Here is a 24,786-nt window from a genome sequence, read left to right as displayed (position 1 = left end):
TAATAATGCCTTTTTGCATCACTAATTCGCTTTTCAGCTTACAGGTGTTAGCTATTTTCCTTGCAGTCTACCTATTCCTGCACAACAGGAAAAGAATATTTATCAAAAGTTGATAAATTTGTGATAAAATGAAAAACTCACTACCTGTTTATCCAATAGTGAGTTTCAAGTTAATTAACTACCGCTAAGTTGGCTCAACAGCGATTTCATCCACTGATGCCCTTTATCTTTTGTTGTAGATTCGTGCCAAATCAAATAGCACGGACGGCTTACCTTATCCCATGGTAATGAAACAGCTCTTATTGCTAATTGTTCGCTGTAGTGTTCAACCAACCATCTTGGAGTAACCGCAACCAAATAAGTTTGAGATACAATATGCAGCACGCTATTCAAATCAGTTCCCTGATAAACCACAGAATGCAGACGTTCGCTACAATCATAGTAGGGAGCACTGAACGAACCGGCATTATCCAATGATACAACTGCATGATGTTCTTCATACAACTGCTGTTCACTAATACTGTTTTCAATTCTGGCATGATTATTGGAAACGGCCAGGACCAACTCATCATTGAATAACGGGTAATGATGAAAATCCATACGTTCCAGCTGTGTATAGCTAATGACAAACTCAGTTTCCTGATACCTGAGCTGATGCTCAATATTATCATGCAGAGATGATCGAATCGTAACACCCAGATTTGGTGTATTTTGTTTTACCTGTTCAACTATTTTTGCTGCCAGTCTAATATCTAAAGGGCTGCAAATTGAAAGATTAAAAACCCTGTCGCTATTATCAGGCTCAAAACCAACCCCAGGTAACTCATTATATACCAGCTGTAATGCCTGACGGACAGGACCAAATAATTGATGAGCTCTTGCCGTCGGTTGTATTCCACGCCCATAACGTACAAATAATTCGTCATTGAACATTAACTTCAAGCGAGAAATCGCATTACTAACAGCAGGTTGTGACATTCCCAATATCTGTGCCGCACGTGTTACATTCTGCATTTGCATCACTGCATCAAAAACAGTCAGCAGATTTAGATCCACATTGCGTAAATGAATTTCACTTGGATCTTTTTTGGTTGCAGTTACTGAGGTGTATTCAGCCATTGTTTAACTCCACTAAACTCATTCAGATGACCCCGGCTAATAACAAAACATCGGAAATACCTTCATTCATTGCTCAGATATTACGATGACTTTTACTATTAACGAGATCAATTATCTTAATCATTTTGATGATAAATAATTAAGACTCGTCCTTGTACAAATCTGAATACGCATAGCTAACCAGCGCATCCCCTTATTAATGTTAAAAATATATAATCTCAGTTAGTAGAAAATGTAGATGCTCATTATTTATTTACAAAAAAGTACAATTGTGTTAACAATTTATTCACCCTAGCATTCCGTATGTGATGATAAATCAAAGAATGACCCAATTCATAATAAAATTACTGAATTATTATTATTAAACAATTTTATCAGAGTCATTATATTATGAAATTATTTTTTCAACGATATATAACATAACTTCCTATTTATACCTATTTGTCAATGACAAACGATGTTTTTCAGAAAAATACAAATCCACTTCCAGCTCCCGGCACGAAAATACTTAATTTTAATTAATCAGTATAATGCGCTATTTTTTATATAAATCTGAGTTTATCACTCAAGTCTAACCCAAACATAAAAGGACAAAATAAAATCTTTTTAAATATAAACAGATCAACACTTCAATTTGCAGTCATAGCAAAAGCAAAACCAAGAATCATATGCCTAAATGAATTCTTGACATCACTTTTAAGATAACGTATCAATAAAAGCATCCGAGTCCCAAACACTCATTAATACTTAATACTATTGAAAGGTTGGATCAATATGATTCACTCAATTTGTCTACTAAGCCTACTACTAATCGTATCTGATATGCGCGGTATGCTGGTGGACAGAAAACAGAGTTGATTCAAACCAGACATAAACAAGAACCCGCGCCATGCGCGGGTTTTTTTTACCTGCTGGGCGCCAAAAATAACCACGAGAGGAGCATGATATGAGCCAGCAAGTTATTATCTTCGATACCACATTACGTGATGGAGAACAGGCATTACAAGCCAGTTTAAGTGTGAAAGAAAAGCTCCAGATTGCATTGGCTTTGGAGAGAATGGGTGTTGATATCATGGAAGTTGGTTTTCCGGTTTCCTCTCCTGGTGACTTTGAATCTGTACAGATGATCGCCAGGCAGATAAAAACCAGCCGTGTTTGCGCCTTAGCCCGTTGTGTAGAAAAAGACATTGATGTTGCCGCTGAAGCATTAAAAGTTGCAGAGGCTTTTCGAATCCACGTTTTCCTGGCTACCTCCAACTTACATATCGAATCCAAACTGAAAAAAACATTCGAAAATGTTATGGAGATGGCCGCTCAATCAATCAAACGGGCACGTCGTTACACTGATGATGTTGAATTCTCCTGTGAAGATGCCGGCCGCACACCGATTGATAATCTGTGCCGGATTGTTGAAAACGCCATCAAAGCAGGTGCAACGACGATTAACATTCCAGATACTGTCGGTTACACCACACCCTATCAATTTGGCGGAATCATCACTAACTTGATCGAACGTGTTCCTAATATTGACAAGGCGATATTATCCGTACATTGCCACGATGATTTGGGGATGTCTGTCGCCAACTCTATCAGCGCGGTACAATCTGGCGCCCGTCAGATAGAAGGAACGATGAATGGTCTGGGTGAACGTGCCGGCAACTGCTCGCTGGAAGAAGTGATCATGACAATAAAAGTCCGCCAGCAAATGTTAGGCGTTTATACTAATATCAATCATCAAGAAATTTACCGTACCAGTCAGTTAGTCAGCCAGTTATGTAATATGCCGATCCCGGCGAATAAAGCGATTGTTGGTAGCAATGCATTTTCCCACTCATCCGGTATTCATCAGGATGGTATACTGAAAAATCGTGAAACTTACGAAATTATGACGCCGGAATCCATCGGCCTGAAAGAAATTCAATTGAATCTGACTTCCCGTTCCGGTCGTGCAGCCGTGAAACACCGTATGGAAGAGATGGGGTATCAGGATAAAGATTACGATCTGGATAGCTTATACCAAGCCTTTTTGCGTCTGGCAGATAAGAAAGGCCAGGTATTTGACTATGATTTGGAAGCGTTAGCTTTCATCAATCTACAACATCAAGAGCCAGAATTTTTCCGTCTGGATAACTTTAATGTCCAATCTGGCTCCAACGTGATAGCAACAGCAGCGGTACGTTTAGCGTGTGGTAAAGAGATAAAATCAGAAGCAGCCACCGGTAACGGTCCGGTAGATGCTATTTATCAAGCGATCAGCCGAATGACGGAATACCCAATTGAGCTGGTTTCTTATCAGTTATCAGGTAAAGGGCAAGGGAACAATGCGCTGGGTCAAGTCAATATCGTTGTCGAATGCTTTGGACGTCGCTTCCACGGCATGGGGCTCGAAACAGATATCGTTGAATCCTCAGCCAAGGCAATGATTCATGCGCTGAATTGTATCTGGCGCGCAGAACAAGTTAAGAAAGAGAAACAACGCATACAGCGAAATACAAAGGAAATGGTGTAACCATGTCGAACAGTTATCATATTGCAATTTTACCCGGTGATGGTATTGGTCCTGAAGTTATGGCGCAGGCTCATAAGATACTGGACGCAATCCGTAAGCGTTTCAATATCCGTATCACCACCAGCGAATATGATGTAGGTGGGATTGCTATCGATCGTCACGGCTGTCCACTGCCGGCAAAAACCATAGCCGGTTGTGAACAGGCTGATGCCATATTGTTCGGCTCCGTGGGAGGACCTAAATGGGAACATTTACCGCCAGCAGAACAACCTGAGCGCGGTGCGCTGTTGCCATTACGCAAGCATTTCAAGCTGTTCAGCAATTTGCGCCCTGCCCGCTTATATGCCGGATTAGAAATATTTTGTCCTTTACGCAGTGATATTGCAGCCAAAGGCTTTGATATTTTATGTGTCCGTGAATTAACAGGCGGTATCTATTTTGGTCAACCCAAAGGACGTGAAGGCCAGGGTAAATATGAACGCGCATTTGATACTGAAATTTATCACCGCTTTGAAATTGAGCGCATTGCCCGTATCGCCTTTGAATCAGCCCGCAAACGCCGTAATAAAGTGACGTCTGTTGATAAAGCAAACGTGTTGCAGAGTTCCGTGTTGTGGCGGCAAGTGGTTAGTGAGATTGCAAAAGAGTATTCAGATGTAGAAATCAACCACATGTATATTGATAATGCCACCATGCAGTTGATTAAAGATCCGTCTCAGTTTGATGTGTTGCTGTGCTCCAATATTTTCGGTGATATTTTATCCGATGAATGCGCCATGATTACCGGTTCCATGGGAATGCTCCCTTCCGCCAGCCTGAACGAGAAAAGTTTTGGCTTATATGAACCGGCTGGTGGCTCTGCACCGGATATTGCCGGAAAAGGCATTGCTAACCCGATAGCCCAGATCCTATCTGCCGCTTTACTGTTGCGTTACAGCTTAAGTCATCATGATGCTGCAAATGCGATTGAACAGGCAGTTAACCATGTGCTGGAACAGGGCTATCGCACAACAGATTTAGCCGGAAATGGCAAAGCAATCAGCACTGATGAAATGGGCAGCGTTATCGCCCGTTATGTAGCCGAGGGTATTTAACATGGCTAAGACTTTATATCAGAAATTATATGACGCTCATATTGTCCGGGAAGTCCCGGACGAAACCCCGTTACTCTATATTGATCGCCATTTGGTTCATGAAGTGACCTCCCCGCAGGCGTTTGATGGCTTGCGCACGAAAAGCCGACCGGTGCACCAACCAGGTAAAACGTTCGCAACAATGGATCATAACGTATCCACGCAGACAAAAGATATTAATGCCTGTGGTGACATGGCACGTATTCAAATGCAGGAGCTGATGAAAAACTGTGCCGAATTCGGTATCACATTATATGACCTTAACCATCCCTATCAGGGAATTGTTCATGTGATCGGACCGGAACAAGGCATGACCCTGCCGGGAATGACGATCGTTTGTGGTGATTCCCATACCGCAACCCATGGCGCATTCGGCTCACTGGCTTTCGGTATTGGTACTTCTGAAGTTGAACACGTACTGGCAACCCAAACCCTGAAACAAGCCCGTGCTAAGACGATGAAAATCGAAGTAGTTGGTGATGTCGGTGATGCGATTACTGCCAAAGATATCGTTCTGGCAATCATTGGCAAAACAGGCAGCGCGGGGGGTACAGGTTATGTGGTTGAATTCTGTGGTAAGGCGATTGAAGCGCTGAGTATGGAAGGCCGTATGACCTTATGTAATATGGCAATTGAAATGGGCGCTAAAGCGGGTTTAGTCGCACCAGATGGAACCACATTTGCTTATATAAAAGGCCGTCAGTTCTCACCCAAAGGAGAATTGTGGGAACAAGCGGTTGCTTACTGGAAGACACTGAAATCCGATCCTGCTGCACAATATGACACGGTTGTTACTATTAACGCGGAAGAGATCTCGCCGCAGGTCACATGGGGAACAAACCCAGGGCAAGTCATTGCTATTGATCAAACCATTCCCGCACCAGAATCTTTCAGTGATCCTGTTGAACGTGCATCTGCTGAGAAAGCACTGGCTTATATGGATTTGAAACCGGGTATTAAGTTGACAGATGTGAAGATCGATAAAGTCTTCATCGGCTCCTGTACCAACTCCCGCATTGAAGATTTACGGGCTGCCGCAGCCATCGCACAAGGCCATAAAGTTGCACCAGGCGTTCAGGCGATCGTCGTTCCAGGATCGGGCCCCGTTCAGGCACAAGCAGAAGCAGAAGGTTTAGATAAGGTTTTCATAAATGCCGGTTTTGAATGGCGCTTACCGGGATGTTCAATGTGTCTGGCAATGAATAATGACCGTCTGCAACCAGGTGAACGTTGCGCTTCTACCAGTAATCGCAACTTCGAAGGACGCCAAGGGCGTGGTGGACGCACGCATTTGGTCAGCCCGGCGATGGCAGCGGCGGCAGCGATTAGTGGTCATTTTATCGACATACGTCATCCGGCACAAAAGTCATAAAGGAGGAATTATGGAAAAGTTTATTCAACATACCGGGTTGGTCGCTCCTTTAGATGCTGCAAACGTTGATACCGATGCCATTATTCCAAAACAATTTTTGCAGAAAGTGACCCGTACCGGATTTGGTCAGCACCTGTTTCATGACTGGCGTTTCCTTGATGATGCAGGACAGAAACCTAATCCTGAATTCGTATTAAACCAGCCCAGTTATCAGGGTGCCAGTATCCTTCTGGCTCGTGAAAACTTTGGTTGTGGTTCCTCCCGTGAACACGCCCCGTGGGCCTTGACGGATTATGGTTTTAAAGTTGTTATCGCGCCCAGTTTTGCGGATATTTTTTATGGTAACGCCTTCAACAACCAGTTACTGCCAGTGAAATTAGATGATAAAGATGTCGATGAACTATTTGAGTTGGTTCAGCAAAACACAATTTGGCATTTTACCGTCGATCTGGAACAACAGAAAGTACACGCCGGCGATAAAAGCTACGATTTTGCAATCGACAGCTTCCGACGTCACTGTATGATAAATGGTCTGGACAGCATCGGCCTGACATTACAGCACCTGGACGCCATAATCGCCTACGAACAGGAACAACCGGCTTTCCTGCGTTAACCTTGCCTTTATTTATTCATCCCGTAGTTTTGTACTGCGGGATTTTTTATTATCAAAGCAAAAGACGAGAGTAATCCTGCCATACCTAACACCTAATCAAACCGCCACATTCTTCAGTTTTGAGAAATTTTTCAGTTGATCCGAAGGTCAGTCCCTGAACCTTTGCCGCCCAGAAATAGAGGTTAACCTAGCATATTAAAGAAATTACTAGGCAGAAACCACAACAGTCTCTGGACAAATCTCTATCAATACCAGATTATGACTCATTTTGAACTGATACGTAAAACAGAGACAAGGCAGAAGGAAAATGCACACAATGCACAATAAGAAAAAAAGCCAGTAAGCTTTCTTACTGGCTGGCAAATCACCATTACTCAAGAAAATTGGGGGAGAAGCCAGATTTCGTTCTGGCCTATTGAGCTACTTTCAATATGGATAATTATTGACTAAACATAAGGAAATAAAAATTGATGAATAATACTGCGGAGTTCCTCTTTTATGCCCAGCTCACGTTTACAACAACAATTCATCCGATTATGGCAACACCACCAAGGAAAAGAGGCTGAAACAACGTTACAAGAGCTGGCAAATGTCTTGCACTGCTCAAAGCGCCATATCCGTTCACTGCTCAACAATATGCAGAAAGCTGGCTGGTTACAGTGGCAGGCAGAGTCCGGACGGGGAAAACGTTCCCAACTGAATTTCCTGCAAGATGGGAGGGAACTCCAGCAACAACGGGCTGAAGAGCTGTTTGAACAACAGAACATTGAGAAACTGGTTCAACTGGTTGGTGATAAAAATGCCGTCCGTCAGATGGTGCTATCCCAGATTGAACGCCGTTTCCGCCAAGGAAAAAACTTACTGCGGATACTCTACTACCGCCCTTTCCCTAACCTGTTACCTGGCTCACCCTTACGCCGTTCTGAAATTCATCTGGTCAGGCAGATATTTAATAGCCTAACACGTATAAATGAGGAAAATGGGGAACCAGAAGCTGATTTAGCGCATCATTGGCAACAGCTATCGTCAAATCATTGGCGCTTTTATCTGCGACCGGCCATCCATTTTCACCACGGCAGAGAATTACAGATGGAGGATGTCATTTCTTCGATACAAAGGTTACGCCATCTGCCTCTTTTCTCTCATATTGATAAAGTCACCACCCCCACACCACACGTGATTGATATTTTTCTTTCAGAACCCGATCACTGGCTCCCTTTATTAATTGGCAGCCCACACGCCATGATTTTGCCTCAAGAGTGGCAGCAACTACCGAACTTCTCTCGTACACCTATAGGAACCGGCCCTTACCAGGTAATAAAAAATAGCTCTCAGAAACTACAAATTCGAGCCTTTGATAATTACTTTGGCTTTCGGGCACTGATTGATGAGGTAAATATATGGATTGTGCCAGAATTAGCCGAGAAACTGGTTTGCACAACCCTGCATCTGGAAAGTGACAGCGCAGGTAATAACTCGTTAGAAAGCAGGATGGAAGAAGGCTGTTATTTCCTGCTGCATGACCACCGTTCAGCTCAATGCAGGCGAGAAGATGTTCGCCAATGGTTATGCAGCCTGTTAACGCCAATAAATCTGTTAGCGCATTGTGACCCTTTTTATCAACGCCACTGGTCACCCGCATATGGTCTGTTACTGCGCTGGCATCACAGTAAGCTTATACCAGAGTTAAGCAAACCAGAGGACATTACCCATCTGACCGTCACGCTTTATCATCAACATCACGAATACCACACAATCAGTCAGATCCTTCAGACCATATTGACCAAATGTGGTGTCGAATTGAAAATCAATATTGTGGATTATGACACATGGTTCAACGGCGACGCCGAAAGTGACCTCTGGCTTTCTACCGCCAATTTTTATAATCCTCTGGAATTTTCGCTGTTCGCTACACTGTATGAGATACCATTATTGAAAAAATGTCTTGGTGATAACTTGAATAAAGAAGTATCACAATGGCGACGACAAGAATTGTCGCTTGAAGAATGGTGCGAAAAAATAGTTGATGAACATTGGCTGTATCCGCTGTTCCATCACTGGCTTGAATTACAAGGACAGCGAAGTATGCGAGGCGTCAAAATGAACACCTTTGGCTGGTTTGATTTCAAATCTGCCTGGTTTAACCCATTTGACTGTTCCTCTTCCTAAAGGAAGAGGATCCTTACTTCACAGAGAAGTACCTGAACGCGAGCCAGGGCTTCTCTCTGGAGTTCATGGTTTGTCTGTTATCTGTCAACAGAAAAACGTCCTCCTTTCCTCTCTATGCCCAGAAGGACGAAGTTTTCCAAAAGCTAACTGATGAAGGGTAATTCACAGAAAAAGCCAGAGTTATGAACATACACAGGTGCACAAACCCGCTTTTATTCACTTTTTCTGTGGATATCTATGTGAAAAAGGCAGGGGTAATTCAGGTATAGCTTTATGTTATGAATTATCAATCTATAGACAAAAAATGAAATAGTATTTATTTTTCATTGAAATAGCAGCCATTTATCCCGCTATTTCAAACACTCATCACAAGCATAATGGATAACGTCAGTTGATGAGAACAAAAAACAACCAATAACAATGTTATACACAGGTTATGCTTTTTAGTTAAGCAAAAAACAGGGTTTTTTGTAGAAAAACTTGTTAGTCAAACCTGTAAATCAAACCAGTGATCTCATTTTTGTCTACTTATCCCATAAAACTGTGGATAACATGGTGTAAGATCCTGTTCATTATTACCAGCAATAGGTGAACAACAGAGTCATTCAATCTTACAATATTTGAAACAGTAATAAAAAATGTTTGTATATCATGCTATTATCACTTTTTTAGTTATTACGTAAGACCCAGATTTATTACTCACAGAGACCAAGGCTATTTTTTAACCTAAAAAATGGATATCCCAAATGAACACACTTTTTTCCCCTCCTCTTCCACCGGATAACGAACAGCAGTTGTTTGAATGCGCCCAACTTCTGGCTGGTTTATCAATGGGAGAATTGGCGGAAAAAGCAGATTTACCCATCCCTCCTAATCTGAAACGGGATAAAGGCTGGGTAGGCATGTTGTTAGAATATTATCTCGGTGCCAGTGCCGGCAGTAAACCAGAGCAGGATTTCGAACATATCGGTGTTGAACTTAAAACTATCCCTGTAGACAGAAGGGGCTATCCATTGGAAACAACATTCGTCTGCGTTGCACCATTGACAGGAAACAGTGGCATTACCTGGGAAAGCTGTCACGTCAGACGCAAATTATCGCGGGTGCTATGGATACCCGTTGAAGGTGAACGGGAAATTCCTTTAGCTAAACGCCGGGTGGGTTCCCCCTTGTTATGGAGTCCCAATAAAGAAGAAGAAGAGTTACTGCGCCATGACTGGGAGGAATTGATGGATCTTATCGTACTTGGCAAAGTAGAGAGCGTTACGGCCCGTCATGGTGAAGTATTACAGTTACGCCCTAAGGCAGCCAACAGCAAAGCATTAACCGAGGCAATCGGAGCACACGGCCAGCCTATTATGACTCTGCCCCGGGGGTTCTATCTGAGGAAAAATTTTACCGCCCCGCTACTGGCCCGCCATTTCCTGATTTAATGTTGATCTCCGACTGGTTTTTTCATTGATATGCTTACCTTGCATGCAATCACGCGTATAATTAAATCTTTACCTTAAGGTTTTAATAAGCAATGTTAGAATGGATTGTTGATCCTCATGCTTGGATGGCACTTGCCACCCTGACAATTCTGGAAATCGTTTTAGGGATTGATAACATTATCTTTTTGTCACTTGTTGTGGCAAAACTCCCTGCCCATCAACAAAATAAAGCACGCAAAATCGGGCTGATGGGCGCAATGCTAATGCGCCTGGGGCTGCTGGCATCCATTGCCTGGGTTATCCAGCTAACCTACCCGATATTAACGGTTTTTGAACATGATGTTTCTGCCCGAGACCTAATCTTATTCTTTGGCGGCCTGTTCCTGATATGGAAAGCCAGTAAAGAGATTCACGAAGCTATTGAAGGGGGCAATGAAGAAGGCTTAAAACGCCCGGTTCACTCGTTCTTCGGAGCAATTATCCAGATCATGCTGCTGGACATTATTTTCAGCCTGGATTCTGTCATCACCGCCGTTGGTCTCTCCGATCATCTGTTTATTATGATGGCGGCGGTTATCATAGCAGTCGCTGTCATGATGTTGGCAGCTCGTCCTATCGGTGAATTCGTTGACCGTCACCCCTCAGTAAAAATGCTAGCACTGTCATTCCTGATCCTTGTGGGTTTTGCCCTTATTCTGGAAGGCGTACAGGTGCACATACCTAAAGGTTACATCTATTTTGCGATGTTCTTCTCAATGGCAGTAGAAACGCTGAATCTGATGCGTGGGAAAAAAAAGAAGAAAAAAAATTAACCATGGCTCTGCCATAGCACTAAAAATATCATTTTCTACCTAGCAAACAGATCGCCGAAATAATCGGCGATCTGTTTGCTATAATTAGCTAATTTAGCCTAGGTTTGATACCTGAGCTTTAGGGAATAAATTTATTGACTATCCCCTAAAGCTATTATCAGAGTAGAAGAATTTTAGACTGTCTTCTTAGCCGCCTGTAAATAAAGCATCTCCAGCGCGATAGTCGCCCCTGCCAGAGCGGTAATCTCGGACTGGTCATAAGCTGGCGCAACTTCCACCACATCCATACCCACAATATTCAGCGGCTGCAAACCACGCAGTAATTTCAATGCACGATCGGTTGTCAAACCACCAATTACCGGTGTACCGGTACCGGGTGCAAAAGCAGGATCAAGACAATCGATATCAAAAGTCAGATAAACCGGCATATCGCCAACCGTCTCTTTTATCTGAGCAACCAAATCATTCACATCACGGTCATTAACCTGAGCGGCATCCAGCACCGTGAAACCATCATCCTGACCATGTTCGGTACGGATACCAATCTGTACTGAATGATGTGGGTCGATCAACCCTTCGTTTGGCGCATGATAGAACATGGTGCCATGATCAAATTTGCTGCCGTTTGGATAAGTATCAGAATGAGCGTCAAAATGAATCAGAGCCATTTTGCCGAAATGTTTGGCATGAGCGCGTAATAAAGGCAAAGTAATGAAGTGATCACCGCCAAAAGAGAGCATACGCTTACCCGAAGCCAACAGTTTTTCAGCATGAGCCTGTAACTTATCACTCATATTCTGAGCATCACCAAAGTCGAAGACCAAATCACCACAATCCACAACATTCAGATGATTGCGTAATTTAAAATCCCACGGCCAACGGCTGCTTTCCCACGCCAGGTTAGTAGAAACCTGACGAATAGCCGCAGGCCCGTGGCGACTGCCTGAACGGCCTGATGTTGCCATATCAAATGGCACCCCGGTAATCACCCACTCTGCATCGCTGGAATATGGCTGGAAGTTCAGCGGAAAGCGCAGGAAACCGAAGGCATTAGAAACCAAAGAATTATCTTGTTGGTTGCCCAAGGTATTTATTGTCATGATATATCCTCAACAGTCTCCCGACAGAACAAGGCTATTTCACTCCAGAATAAATACTCAAGGCCATGATGAGATGGGGTATCTCTAAAAGAACCCCATATTCATGTATCCTTGATATTTAACTGATATCAATAACCTTATCTGTATATAAGAGGCTTAATTAACGCCGGAAGATTATTCATCTTCCAGATATGTGTAGCCATAAAGACCACTTTCAAATTCTAGTAAAAATTGCTCTTGCAAGCCGGCATCCAGATCAGCACCTTTTACCTGGTCACGGAAACGAGCCATCAGTACGTTAGGGTCCAGTTTTACATATTGCAGCATATCAGCAACTGAATCCCCTTCTTCACTTTGGTTATAAGTCACTTCGCCATTATCAAAGACATAAACATCAATAGCCGCGGTATCTCCAAATAGATTATGCATATTGCCAAGAATTTCCTGATACGCTCCCACCATAAAGAAACCAATCATTGGCGGATAATCAGGATCATAATCGGGCATAGGCATGGTCGTTGCTACACCATCACCATCCACATAATGATCAATGATGCCATCGGAGTCACAGGTGATATCTAACAACACAGCACGGCGTTCCAACGACTTATCCAGCCCCTCAATCGGTAAAACCGGGAACAACTGGTCGATACCCCATGCATCAGGCATAGACTGGAACAGAGAGAAATTCACATAGAATTTGTCTGCCATACGCTCTTGCAGCTCATCAATAATTGGCCGGTGAGCACGGTTGCTTGGATCAAGATCCTGCTGAATACGACGACAAATATTCAGATACAGCTCTTCCGCCCAAGCCCGCTCAGTCAGATCCAGCATGCCATGCGCATATTGTGTATGAACATCATGCAGATCAAGCTGGCTGTCATGCAACGATTCACGTAAAGAACGTCTATTCCCTTCAGAATGCATCTCCTGCCAGGTTTCCCACAGGCTAGCGATCGGGCGGGAAGCATCCTCTGCCGGTGGCGTTGTCTGGGTAAATTCATTACGTTCAACCCCGATAACATTGGATACCAACACAGTATGGTGAGCCGTCAGGGCGCGACCAGATTCTGTAATAACGGTCGGGTGTGGTAAACCATGCTCATCACAGGCATCACCAATACCCCAAATGACATTGTTGGCGTATTCATTCAACCCATAGTTCACAGAACAATCAGATTGAGAACGGGTCCCTTCATAATCGACACCCAATCCACCACCCACGTCAAAGCACTCTATATTGACGCCGAGTTTATGTAACTCGACATAAAAACGGGCTGATTCACGAACACCTGTTGCGATATCACGAATATTCGCCAATTGTGAGCCAAGATGAAAATGCAGTAATTGCAAGCTATCAAGCCGACCTACTTCACGCAGGATCTCAACTAATTGTAGTACCTGAGTTGCAGCCAGCCCAAACTTCGATTTTTCACCGCCACTGGCTTGCCATTTACCTGAGCCTTGAGATGCCAAACGTGCACGAACGCCCAGACGAGGGATCACATTCAGCCGTTCAGCCTCTTCCAGTACCTGAGTAATTTCAGACATTTTCTCGATCACCAGATAAACCTTGTGACCGAGCTTTTCACCTATCAGCGCCAGACGAATATATTCACGATCTTTATATCCATTACATACGATTACGGTACGAGTCATACCCGCATGCGCTAACACCGCCATGAGCTCCGCTTTGGAACCTGCTTCAAGCCCTAAAGGCTCACCGGAACTGGCCAGTGATTCAATGACACGGCGTTGTTGGTTAACTTTAATGGGATAAACTAAAAAGTAGTCGCCTTTATAACCATATGACTCTCTGGCACGTTTAAATGCCGCGTTAATTGAACGCAAACGATGTTGCAGGATTTGAGGAAAACAAAATAGCGCTGGCAAGCGTAAATGTTCCTGTTCCTCCTGAACTCTTTTCACCAATCCCGCAAGATCAATTCTTGCCCCTGGCAAATCAGGGTTTGGACAAACACTGATATTGCCGAGATCATTGACGTAGTAGTAACTCCCTCCCCAATATGCAATATTGTAAGTCTGTTGCATTTTACGAGCGATATTATCATTCATGGCAGTCTCCTTAATGGAGTTAGAGTTTCGCCTTCGCCTGTAATTAATAAATAACTCAAAACACCATCATTTCGCGTGTTGAGAAATATCAGGGAACAGCATGCTCTTAAGGTTGTAAAAAGCGTTTAGTTACTACTAAACAATGACAAAATTACCGAGTGACAATACGCCTGTGCGACATATCCGGCCTATTTATTGGCAACAGATAACATCGAATTAAAGACATATTGAAAAGAAAGGAAAAAGACGCGGATATATCCGACGACAAGTGTGGCTGTTGGCCATTAGCAATCAGCAGATAATGGTTCATTACCCCATTCACCCCCACACATGACTCATACCAAGGAGCCATTTTCTCAATTGAGAAACAGAAGCTATGCGTATAGCTCTCTGCGAATCTGTAGCACAAAGAATCCAACTACGGCCGCTGTTTATACTCGCAATTACACAAAATTGCAAAATGAAATTGAACAAAACTCACATATAAATAAAGAAATTATTTGTCAGCAGATGAAAATTACCATTTGAACTAAAAAAATCTGGAACACGGATAAGAATTACCCTAGAATAGCCGTCTAGATGTTAATCCATCCGTTTCCAAACTGAAATTATATTTTTAAGGTAACGTTATATAATGACCACATACCTTTTCACTTCTGAATCTGTTTCCGAAGGGCATCCTGATAAAATCGCAGACCAAATTTCTGATGCTGTTCTTGACGCTATTTTGGAACAAGATCCAAAAGCCCGCGTTGCATGCGAAACCTATGTTAAAACCGGCATGGTTATGGTTGGTGGTGAAATTACTACCAGCGCTTGGGTTGATATTGAAGAAATTACGCGGCAAACAGTTCGAGAGATTGGTTATGTTAATTCTGAGATGGGTTTTGATGCAAACTCATGCGCAGTATTAAGTGCGATTGGTAAACAGTCACCGGATATTAATCAAGGTGTTGACCGTGAAGATCCACTACAACAAGGTGCTGGTGACCAAGGACTCATGTTCGGTTATGCAACCAACGAAACTGATGTACTGATGCCTGCGCCTATCACCTATGCACACCGTCTGGTTGAGCGTCAGGCTGAAGTTCGGAAAAATGGAGTACTGCCGTGGCTGCGTCCCGATGCTAAAAGCCAGGTAACTTTCCAATACAATAACAACAAAATTGTCGGTGTTGACGCAGTTGTACTTTCAACACAGCATTCTGAAACGATTAATCAGAAAGATCTGCAAGAAGCCGTCATGGAAGAGATCATCAAGCCGGTTCTGCCTGCTGAATGGTTAACGCCAACAACCAAATATTTCATCAACCCAACCGGCCGTTTCGTCATTGGTGGCCCAATGGGTGATTGTGGCCTGACTGGCCGTAAAATTATCGTAGATACTTACGGTGGCATGGCTCGTCACGGCGGCGGTGCATTCTCCGGTAAAGATCCATCCAAAGTTGACCGTTCAGCGGCTTATGCTGCACGTTATGTCGCAAAAAATATTGTTGCCGCAGGCCTGGCTGATCGCTGTGAAATTCAAGTTTCTTACGCTATCGGCGTTGCAGAGCCAACTTCCATTATGGTGGAAACGTTTGGTACGGAAAAAGTTTCAACAGCAACTCTGACTCTGCTGGTGCGTGAATTCTTCGATCTGCGCCCTCATGGCTTGATTCAGATGCTGGATCTGTTACATCCAATCTATCGTGATACTGCTGCCTACGGCCATTTTGGTCGCCCACAATTCCCGTGGGAAGCAACAGATAAAGCAGAAATCCTACGTGACGCTGCGGGCCTGAAGCAATCAGCGATCAATATGTAAAAGCAAAAAGCCTGGTTTGGATAACTGAACCAGGTTTTTCTTAACACATTATTTTCAACACATGCAATCAGCCAGAATTCCCGTTACCTTACAACAAGCGGTTATGCGTACTTTGCGGCAAAAGCTGCAACAGGCAAACTTATATCTCAATCGTGATTTTCCAGAACCTACGATAAATTACCGCCAGCGTGGTACCTCCGCAGGCAGTGCATATATAAAAGATTGGCAAATCCGCCTTAATCCAGTGCTATTGATTGAAAACCAACAGGCTTTTATTGATGAAGTTGTCCCTCACGAGCTGGCTCACCTATTGGTTTACCGCTGTTTTGGCAAAGTATCTCCACACGGGAAACAATGGCGTTGGATGATGGAAGAAGTATTAGGCTCTTCTGCTCGTCGGACACATAAATTTGAAGTCGATTCAGTACGCAGTAAAACTTTTACTTATTACTGTAACTGCCAGCAACATGAGTTAACTCTGCGGCGTCATAATAAAATATTACGAGAAGAGAGTCATTATATCTGTAAGAAATGTGGAGAAAAACTTATTGCTAAATCAACAGTTTCTTTCGATCCTAATTTATAATAAAAAATGTGATTCAACTATTTTACTACCCAAGTGATCATTATTAACCGCATCAACCGAAAAAAAATATTAACGCTTAAGGATAATCGGTTGATATTATAGAAAAATTATCATCTAAAACAATTAATTATAAAAACATATATAGATAAAACCAAACAATGTAAAATAATCTAGATTAACCATAATAACGTATTTTGAATACTTATTCCGCTTTCAAAAACAAACTCTTTTATGAATTTAATATTATTTTTAATCTAATATACAGATAACGCAGTAGGGATCGAGGAAAACTGATCATGATAAATGTGTAAGAATATTTACTGATATTGTTAGCAACATTAATATCAGTTTAAAAAACCGGAGTTAAGATTAAAAAAACTTCCTGATTCATTTAAAAAAGCCAATAAATCATTAAAAACATAAACATTTAAAAATACAATTAAAAAAGGTATAAAACAATACTCAAGGTAAAAACAATGTTAAAACTTAATTTAAAAGTTAAATAGAAAACAAATGTGTTAAAAGGTGACCATAAAGTTTTTACAGATCAGCTACAATCAATCATTTTCAGTATATTTATTGAAAAAGAATATCATTTTACTGCTAAAAAACTGATAATTTATAACGCCTCCACATCAGAAAAATGCTTTCAGACTGTGTTGGGTTAGCACATTTTGTAAATTAATAATCAAGTAAAAAATATCATTTAAAATATTTAATATTAGGTGGATTAATGAAAATATGATGATGATATCCTTTAAAGATATCCGTCATTAATTTAAGAAGAGAAATAGAATAGAAATGAAAAAAATTACTCTTGAAAGGGATACTTGAATGCAAGAACAGTGACACTTATTAGTGCTCTGTCTTCGACAGGATGAGAATATTTTGAATTAATAAAGGGGAAATAAATCCCCCAAAAATGACGCTGTTTTCAGCGATTCCCAGAAGGCTAAAACTCATTCATTCAGATTTTTCAGTTTCACCCGGCGCGGAACTGCCTGTCTGTTGGTTTCATCCGTGACCAGCATCCCCCTTTTTTTCTGGTTGTGGTTGAGATGCCCATCCAACCAATAAGATGCCCAATTATTATGGGCATCTTATTGATAATATTAAGCCAGTTCTGTCATCACTAACTTAGCTATTTCGAAATAAATAATCAGGCCAGTTCCATCAATAAATGTGGCAATAAAAGGCGCAGATACAACAGCCGGATCAATAGAGAACCTTTTCAATACCATCGGAATAATGGAAGAAACAATAGCACTCCAAACGGTGATAGCAATGATGGTCAAACTGACAACAATTGTCACCTCAATGCCTACACCTAATATCCAGGCACGGATAAGCGCAGCAAAACTAATTGTTACAGAAACTAAAAATGAAGTAGAAACCTCTTTGCGTAACACAGCCCACAGATTACGCAAACTCACTTCCCCCAATGCCATTGCTCTGACTAACGTTGAGGTAATCTGTGTACCACTGTTGCCCCCCGTTCCAATTAATAACGGGATAAAAAACGCCAGAGAAATTGCCGCTTCCAGTTGATCTTCAAAAGCTTTAAGTACCGCGCTGGTATAGGCTTCTGCAACAAATAACAACAATAACCAACCAACCCGCTTGCGCCATAATGTTATCGGGCTAGTGCTGAGATAAGGCTCATTCAAAGGCAAGGTTGCCCCTTGCAAATGAGCATCTAATGTATTTTCATCTTCAATCAATTCAGCAATATCCTGTGGTCGCAGCACTCCCACTAATTTGCCAAAATGAATAACCGGTACACTATCCATGCCACTGTGATTTATCAGACTATAAATATCATGACGCGACTGTTCCGGTGATACGGAAAAATAACTCTGCCTCATAATATCTGATACAAATAAATCATCGGCTACCGTCAATAACACCTTCACGGGTAATATGCCATTCAGATAGCCTTCATCATCAACGACATATAAATAGGTTGGGATCTGTTCTCCTTCAAGCTGATCAATCAGATTGCTTTTTACCGATAAAACAGAGTCAGCAACAGATACAGAAATAAAACATTGGCTCATATATGCACTGACAGTTGCATCTTCATTTTTCAATTGATGTTTCTGCTGCTGATCAGCGTTTTTTTCATTAATGGAACGATTAGCCACAGCTAATACATCCACTTTTTCATGGGATGTGACTTTCATGATGTTGGTCCCTATTACTGTTGTGAACTTCAAACAGCACTCACATAGGGGCGAAACCAGATGAGAGAATGCAACAGCTATCTCCACGTCTCAGTTTTAGCACTATACAACGTATCCTGAATTACCAGGAAGTTACATGGGGATATACCTTGGTTCGATATATCCTGTCCTAATCTTGGGCGTCTCTCGACGTCGTCAGATCAGCAACCTGTGTTTGTATAGGAGCCTCGCCTAACGAGATACTGCACTTAGAATGCGGCGAGAATTATAAACAAAAATCAAAATAATTCAAGATTGATAGTCAGCTTGTTTAGGTTTCATTTAAGTCACTGGCGAGAACAAAAAACGGCATAGATTTTCACCTTTTGCCGTTTAATACAAATAATCCCACAGAGGAATTATTTATTTGCTGATTTCTTAGCTTCAATTCCTTCAGCTTCAGTAATGAGTTGGTCAGCCGTTTTACCATCCAGGGATTTATAAAATTTTCGTTTTAATTCTTTTATGTCGCCATTAGCCCCTGACTTCGCCAAATCATTAAAATCGATGCTATTAAACATAGCTGCCTGAATTGATTCATCAAACTTAGCTTTTTTATCACCTGGCAGCGCATCTCTTACCTTCTCAATGGATGTTTTCAACGCGATTTCATTAGATGCATCAATTTTAAGTTGATTATCACAGCCAGCTAATACAAATCCTAATAAACAAATTGCTAACAATTTTTTCATATTCACCCCCGCAGAATATCAAACAAGGGAATAATAACAGAAGCAGAAACAATAAACTGTCTATAATTAACCAAATTGACAAAGAATAGGAATAAAATGAAATTTTTAACTTTTCTATTCCAGCGTGATTTCTCCTTACCAAGACTCCCTGATAACGATTTATCAAGCTGTCAGAATATCCTGTAAGTCCTATTCAACAGTGGTGATTGGACGCATACCAAATCTTTCATTAAATATTGCCAGTAAATTATCGGTCAGGAATGCAGGTGCTGTTGGTCCGGTATAAATATTTTTCACCATGCTTTTCGCGGGAAGCCCCTTCCTTTTCAGGTAAGCAGAAAGCCCTTGCAAAACAGCAACCAGTAAATCCTGTAAGTCAGCAGTTTCAGCCGTTTTATCACACACCCCTTGCGCGTAAGCACAACCATTACCCGCAGGAGTTCGAATTGTTTGTTTGATCTGGCGCAACTTCGAAAAGCGGAGGTATTTTAAGGCAGGAACATTAAGTTGACCGGATAGCAAACATCACTTAATTTATTGTTATTATTGAAAAATAAAAATATTATTTCCCAGAGATACTAAAACCATTTGATTAATATAAATTGTTATCATTATCATTCCGGGTTTAGCATAAACAGATTTGGACCAATCAGATGAGATCGTACCTGCGTTTATCGCCTTACTTAACTACTCTAATAGATAGCGTATTACGACTTTCCATTGCACTTCACGGCCAATCACAATTTTCAAATACACAGGCCAACCAAGAACGTTCTTTATTCAAACAACAATGAGTTTCTGATACAGAGTCTCATTTTGAAAACCAGCAGATAAAACTCAAAACAAAGGAGAAATAATGTCAGTCATCCACCGTACTGCAAAATATTTTCTGACTGCCATATTGATACTATTGCCTGTCTTTACTCAGGCAAAAGAAATTATCGTCAAGGATGTCGCTGGCCGAGAGGTTAACGTCAATGCACCGGTCAGTCGGGTTATGCTGGCTGACAGCCGGGTATTGATTGCTCTGAATATTCTTCATCCTGATAATCCGCTTAAAGGGATTGTTGCCTGGGATAATGCACTGGAAATCAAATCGCCAGACCTGGCAACCGCTTATGAGAAAGACTTCCCACAGTTACGAAATATTCCCGTATTTCCTAACCCTTATCAAAGCGATTTCAGCGTTGAAAAAGCACTGACTTATAAACCCGACCTGGTTATTTTTGACATTGGCCTCCAAGCCAAACTCAATGATAGCAGAACCATTACTTTACTTGAGAAAGCCGGTATTCCCGTTATCTTTATCGATTTCCGGCAATATCCACTGACAAATACTATTCCCAGTATGACGTTACTTGGGAAAGTATTCGGCGAGGAAGAAAATGCACAAAAATTTATTACGTTCTATCAGGAGAGGATGAAAACAATTAATGAACGAATTGGTACACTGGGCAAAGAACAGCGGCCTCCTGTATTTATCGAACGCCATGCAGGAATGCTTGGCGCGGAGCATTGCTGTAAAACTTTCGGTAATGGCAATTTTGGTGAATTTGTTACTGCCGCAGGGGGTGATAATCTCGGTGCTCGCTGGTTCCCTGGTATAGGTGGAGAGGTAAACGAAGAACAATTAATCGTCAGTAATCCTGAATTTTATCTGATGACCGCCGCAGATTGGGACAAAGTTCGCCCAAAAAGCCTTTCAGTGCCATTGGGTTATACCGGCAATCTAAAACAGTCACAGGAACGGCTGGAAAAACTACTGACACGACCAAAACTGAACGTATTAAGAGCATTCCGCGAAAAGCGGGTAATCGCACTGTATCACCAATATTACGATACGCCGTTTAACATTATTGCCGTTGAAGTTATAGCAAAATTCCTGCACCCGGATTTGTTCGAAGATATCGATCCACAAGCTGATAACCTATATCTGCATAAAACCTTTACCGCCCTTGATGGTAACGGAGTATTCTGGGTAACAGCAAAATAACATTTCATTTCAATCCGTTGGAATATTCCAACGGATATTTAATTTCACTATTTATTTATAATTTCCGCTCGTTAATATGCATGATATTTTATATAACATGCTAATAGACATCTATTATTTTTCACTCTACTATACAGGCACTAGAAAATATAAAACATAACAAAAAAATTTTATTAGGTAATAAATTTAAAGTGCAAATACATTCACATAATGAAACTATATTAAGAGGCTATTTCAATAATGTTATTAATAATCACGGTAATAAAATAACCTAATGAAATAGATTCTAATTGTCACTATTCTTAAACCAAAGTAACCGGAGTATGTTAATGAAACGATTACATGATATTGAGAAAGAAATGTTGCCTGTTGAATCCTATAAAATGCTTATCGGTGGGCAATGGGTAGATAGTGTATCTAAAGGAACAACGAAAAGTTATAACCCGGCGACAGGTGAATTACTGGCTGAATATGCATCCGGTAATGCCGAAGATGTTGATCTTGCTGTCAGTGCCGCGAAAAAAGCTTTCGCTACATGGAGTCAAACCTCCCCAATCGAAAGACAAGCTGTTTTACTGAAAATTGCTGACTTATTGGAAGCAGAACAAGAACGTTTTGCCATTCTTGAATCACTGGATTCAGGTAAGCCATTAAATGAATCCCGGAATATGGATCTACCCGCCTCCATTGACCATTTCCGCTATTTTGCCGGCGTGATCCGTGCCCATACTGATGAAGCTTCAGTTCTCGATAGTAATACACTCAGCCTGGTGATCCGTGAACCCATTGGTGTTGTCGGACAGGTTATTCCCTGGAATTTCCCGTTATTGATGGCGGCTTGGAAACTGGCTCCGGCTCTTGCGGCGGGTAACACCATTGTGATTAATCCAGCAACAATGACCCCCATCACACTGCTTGAACTGGGCCGGATACTGAATAAAGTCCTGCCGGCTGGGGTGGTTAATATTGTTACAGGTCGGGGATCAGTCGTCGGTCAAGCTATTCTGGACCATGAAGATGTCGAAAAAGTGGCATTCACAGGTTCCACCAGAGTAGGTTATACCGTAGCCGAAGCCGCAGCCAAAAAGCTTATCCCTGCCACACTGGAACTTGGCGGTAAATCAGCCAATATTATCTTCCCTGATGCCAATATGAAAAAAGCCGTAACATATGCGGCCAAAGCTATTTTGCTGAATCAAGGGCAAGCGTGTGAATCAGGCTCTCGGTTATTCCTGCATAAAGATATTCATGATGAATTCCTCAAATCTCTGAAAGCAGAATTTGAATCTGTCCAGGTTGGTGATCCGTTGGAAAAAGAAACCCAAATGGGAAGCCAGATCAGCCAGGAACAGATGGAAAAAATTCTCAGCTATGTCGATATTGCGAAAAAAGAGGGCGCAACTATTCTGACTGGCGGCAAACGGATTACTGGCGAAGGTTATGATGATGGCTTCTTTATTCAACCAACCATCATTATCAATGCCACTAATGAAATGCAGGTAGCACGCGAAGAAATCTTTGGTCCTGTATTGACAGTCATTCCATTCAGTACGGAAGAAGATGTGATCAGAATGGCAAATGATTCTGATTATGGTCTTGGTGGTGCTGTCTGGACACAAGATATCAACCGCGCATTACGTGTCTCCAAAGCTGTCAAAACGGGCCGTATGTGGGTTAACACTTACCATGAACTACCCGCTCACGCACCATTTGGCGGCTATAAAAAATCGGGCCTTGGCAGAGAAACACACAAAATGATGCTGGATTCTTATACTCAGGTTAAGAACATCTATATCAAAACCAGTGAAGAATAATATCAATCAGTAATTAATGATTTAAAGAAGCCTTCCAATCTGGAAGGCTTAGATTGCAGGCCAACCTCACTCAAAATAATGAGGTTGGTTTTTTTCATTATGAAAAATGCTGTGTCTATTTTTCCCTATTAAACCGGTTTGATCGCCCACCCAAGCATCATTTTGACCTGCGTACAAAAAGAGCGTTTTGAGCAACACTGGCAGAGATTCTCCGCAGCCTGATAATACCGGTATCCCTCGCGGCTAGTGGCGGTATATTATCTAATGATCACAGAAATCATTAGATAATTAGTAACTACAATACCAATAGACAAGTCAAGATTTTTATTTGTAATCCCAAAAATTTAGCAGACCGTAATGTTAATTTAATAAAAAATATCCCATAGGTTTATAATATCTTGGTGGAACATAAAGATCATAGCCATTTTCTTTACAAAATAATCTTAACTCCATAACTGATCCAACAGAAAGTTTCTCATAGATATCTTCGAAATATTTTTCCACAGTACGGCATGAAATACCCATTTTGACCGCAATATCTTTATTACTGAGACCACGGCAAAACAGGAAAATAACCACCCACTCTTTCTCTTTTAATATATCGTTCGGCGGCTTAAATTTAACAGGGGTAAACATATGATGTTTAATATAATGAGCCATTGCAAAATACTCTATTTCTCTGGCATGGGAAACCACACCAATACATTGATTATTTTCATCCATTAATGGGGATTTGTTATAAAAATAAGATCTAAATCGTTTACCTTTCCCTACTGGATAAATCCCTATTGCTGATATTCGCTGCATATGCTTTAAGACCTTACTGTCGTGCTCTTCAAACAAATGGGCAAGATCATGAAATGGTGTGAGTAATTCTTTTTCAGAATACCCAATAACATCAAAATCTTTAGGGAGTTGATTAGCTTTAATAAATACCCTATTTGCATAAATAAAACGGAATTCTCTATCTTTTACAAACCACAGTTCAGAGCTTCTATCCCACATATTTGTTAGCTGATGCGTAATTAAAGGTAAATTTTTGCATCTCGATTGATTCATATTATAGGCAATCCTTAAGACATTATTTTTCACTAAATTATTTAATATATAAGTGAATATCCTTGCAGGTAATAGTGCTCCCAACTTCTCATAAATAACAAATAACGGAAAATACGGTATTATAGAAGGCCAAAACACACATAATCGATGAAGATTACGAGTTATATTCCTTCTACATCGGTCAATTAGGCATCCAAAATAAAATTACTACATGTTAATACGATAAACAGAGTAGCTAAAGAATACAGAGTGATAGGATAATAAAAATTTTTCG

General features: G+C 41.4%; 18 protein-coding genes and 1 riboswitch. Of the genes, 11 read left to right on the top strand and 7 right to left on the bottom strand.

The features are described 5' to 3' along the window. Nucleotides 1–174 precede the first annotated feature (174 nt). Nucleotides 175–1,119: a transcriptional regulator LeuO gene (leuO, locus tag ACGF63_RS19530; RefSeq protein WP_036842720.1), complete on the bottom strand. Its 945-nt coding sequence runs from the start codon at nucleotides 1,117–1,119 to the stop codon at nucleotides 175–177. Between the two features lie 946 nt (nucleotides 1,120–2,065). On the opposite strand from leuO, the gene leuA reads away from it, so the two are divergent. The 7 genes from leuA to ACGF63_RS19495 all read left to right on the top strand — a co-directional run bounded on the left by leuA (nucleotide 2,066) and on the right by ACGF63_RS19495 (nucleotide 11,160). Further along, nucleotides 2,066–3,628, top strand: coding sequence for a 2-isopropylmalate synthase (gene leuA / locus ACGF63_RS19525; protein ID WP_036842719.1), 1,563 nt, complete (start codon nucleotides 2,066–2,068; stop codon nucleotides 3,626–3,628). Nucleotides 3,629–3,630: 2 nt separating this feature from the next. After that, nucleotides 3,631–4,722 (top strand): 3-isopropylmalate dehydrogenase, encoded by a 1,092-nt coding sequence (leuB, locus tag ACGF63_RS19520; RefSeq protein WP_387632753.1) that lies wholly within the window; start codon nucleotides 3,631–3,633, stop codon nucleotides 4,720–4,722. A 1-nt stretch (nucleotide 4,723) separates the two neighbouring features. After that, entirely contained in the window at nucleotides 4,724–6,133 is a 1,410-nt protein-coding gene (gene leuC, locus ACGF63_RS19515; RefSeq protein ID WP_387632752.1) for a 3-isopropylmalate dehydratase large subunit, read from the top strand. Nucleotides 6,134–6,140: 7 nt separating this feature from the next. Then, the gene (leuD, locus tag ACGF63_RS19510; RefSeq protein WP_036843468.1) at nucleotides 6,141–6,746 is read left to right on the top strand and encodes a 3-isopropylmalate dehydratase small subunit; all 606 of its coding nucleotides are present in this window, start codon (nucleotides 6,141–6,143) and stop codon (nucleotides 6,744–6,746) included. Nucleotides 6,747–7,244: 498 nt separating this feature from the next. Beyond that, on the top strand, nucleotides 7,245–8,915 hold the full coding sequence (sgrR, locus tag ACGF63_RS19505) for an HTH-type transcriptional regulator SgrR (protein ID WP_036842710.1): 1,671 nt from the start codon (nucleotides 7,245–7,247) through the stop codon (nucleotides 8,913–8,915). 746 nt (nucleotides 8,916–9,661) lie between these two features. Further along, the gene (gene mutH, locus ACGF63_RS19500; protein WP_132352438.1) at nucleotides 9,662–10,348 is read left to right on the top strand and encodes a DNA mismatch repair endonuclease MutH; all 687 of its coding nucleotides are present in this window, start codon (nucleotides 9,662–9,664) and stop codon (nucleotides 10,346–10,348) included. A 92-nt stretch (nucleotides 10,349–10,440) separates the two neighbouring features. Then, entirely contained in the window at nucleotides 10,441–11,160 is a 720-nt protein-coding gene (locus ACGF63_RS19495) for a TerC family protein (RefSeq protein ID WP_036842706.1), read from the top strand. A 173-nt stretch (nucleotides 11,161–11,333) separates the two neighbouring features. On the opposite strand, the gene speB is transcribed toward ACGF63_RS19495, so the two are convergent. Further along, nucleotides 11,334–12,260 carry an agmatinase gene (gene speB / locus ACGF63_RS19490; RefSeq protein ID WP_023044021.1) on the bottom strand — a complete coding sequence of 309 codons (927 nt, stop codon included), beginning with the start codon at nucleotides 12,258–12,260 and terminating at the stop codon, nucleotides 11,334–11,336. Between the two features lie 174 nt (nucleotides 12,261–12,434). Further along, a complete protein-coding gene (gene speA, locus ACGF63_RS19485) occupies nucleotides 12,435–14,339 on the bottom strand; it encodes a biosynthetic arginine decarboxylase (protein WP_036842703.1) in 1,905 nt (634 codons plus the stop codon). A 634-nt stretch (nucleotides 14,340–14,973) separates the two neighbouring features. Here speA and metK point away from each other — a divergent pair. Beyond that, nucleotides 14,974–16,146, top strand: a complete 1,173-nt coding sequence (metK, locus tag ACGF63_RS19480; RefSeq protein WP_036842700.1) for a methionine adenosyltransferase — start codon at nucleotides 14,974–14,976, stop codon at nucleotides 16,144–16,146. Nucleotides 16,147–16,207: 61 nt separating this feature from the next. Continuing rightward, complete coding sequence (locus ACGF63_RS19475) at nucleotides 16,208–16,732, top strand: SprT family zinc-dependent metalloprotease (protein WP_152962463.1); 525 nt, start codon at nucleotides 16,208–16,210, stop codon at nucleotides 16,730–16,732. Nucleotides 16,733–17,844: 1,112 nt separating this feature from the next. On the opposite strand, the gene ACGF63_RS19470 is transcribed toward ACGF63_RS19475, so the two are convergent. The 3 genes from ACGF63_RS19470 to ACGF63_RS19460 form a co-directional block, all read right to left on the bottom strand. Next, nucleotides 17,845–18,915, bottom strand: coding sequence for a magnesium transporter (locus ACGF63_RS19470; RefSeq protein WP_036842694.1), 1,071 nt, complete (start codon nucleotides 18,913–18,915; stop codon nucleotides 17,845–17,847). 74 nt (nucleotides 18,916–18,989) lie between these two features. Beyond that, a riboswitch (M-box (ykoK) riboswitch) is annotated at nucleotides 18,990–19,161 on the bottom strand. Between the two features lie 152 nt (nucleotides 19,162–19,313). Then, a complete protein-coding gene (locus ACGF63_RS19465; protein ID WP_036842690.1) occupies nucleotides 19,314–19,646 on the bottom strand; it encodes a DUF6694 family lipoprotein in 333 nt (110 codons plus the stop codon). A 189-nt stretch (nucleotides 19,647–19,835) separates the two neighbouring features. Then, a complete protein-coding gene (locus ACGF63_RS19460) occupies nucleotides 19,836–20,114 on the bottom strand; it encodes a hypothetical protein (RefSeq protein ID WP_331251355.1) in 279 nt (92 codons plus the stop codon). A 388-nt stretch (nucleotides 20,115–20,502) separates the two neighbouring features. Between ACGF63_RS19460 and ACGF63_RS19455 the strand changes: the two genes are divergently transcribed. Both ACGF63_RS19455 and ACGF63_RS19450 read left to right on the top strand, forming a co-directional pair. Continuing rightward, nucleotides 20,503–21,639 carry an ABC transporter substrate-binding protein gene (locus ACGF63_RS19455; protein WP_051477077.1) on the top strand — a complete coding sequence of 379 codons (1,137 nt, stop codon included), beginning with the start codon at nucleotides 20,503–20,505 and terminating at the stop codon, nucleotides 21,637–21,639. A 329-nt stretch (nucleotides 21,640–21,968) separates the two neighbouring features. Further along, entirely contained in the window at nucleotides 21,969–23,453 is a 1,485-nt protein-coding gene (locus ACGF63_RS19450) for an aldehyde dehydrogenase family protein (RefSeq protein ID WP_387632748.1), read from the top strand. Between the two features lie 360 nt (nucleotides 23,454–23,813). Here the strand turns inward: ACGF63_RS19450 and ACGF63_RS19445 are convergent, their stop codons facing one another. Continuing rightward, nucleotides 23,814–24,512: a helix-turn-helix transcriptional regulator gene (locus ACGF63_RS19445; protein ID WP_036842682.1), complete on the bottom strand. Its 699-nt coding sequence runs from the start codon at nucleotides 24,510–24,512 to the stop codon at nucleotides 23,814–23,816. Nucleotides 24,513–24,786: the final 274 nt, after the last annotated feature.

Source organism: Photorhabdus sp. RM322S (genome assembly GCF_042879395.1).
GTDB classification, from domain to species: Bacteria; Pseudomonadota; Gammaproteobacteria; order Enterobacterales; family Enterobacteriaceae; genus Photorhabdus; species Photorhabdus khanii.
Note: the sequence above shows the minus strand (reverse complement) of the source record. Positions and strands in the feature narration are given on the sequence as shown.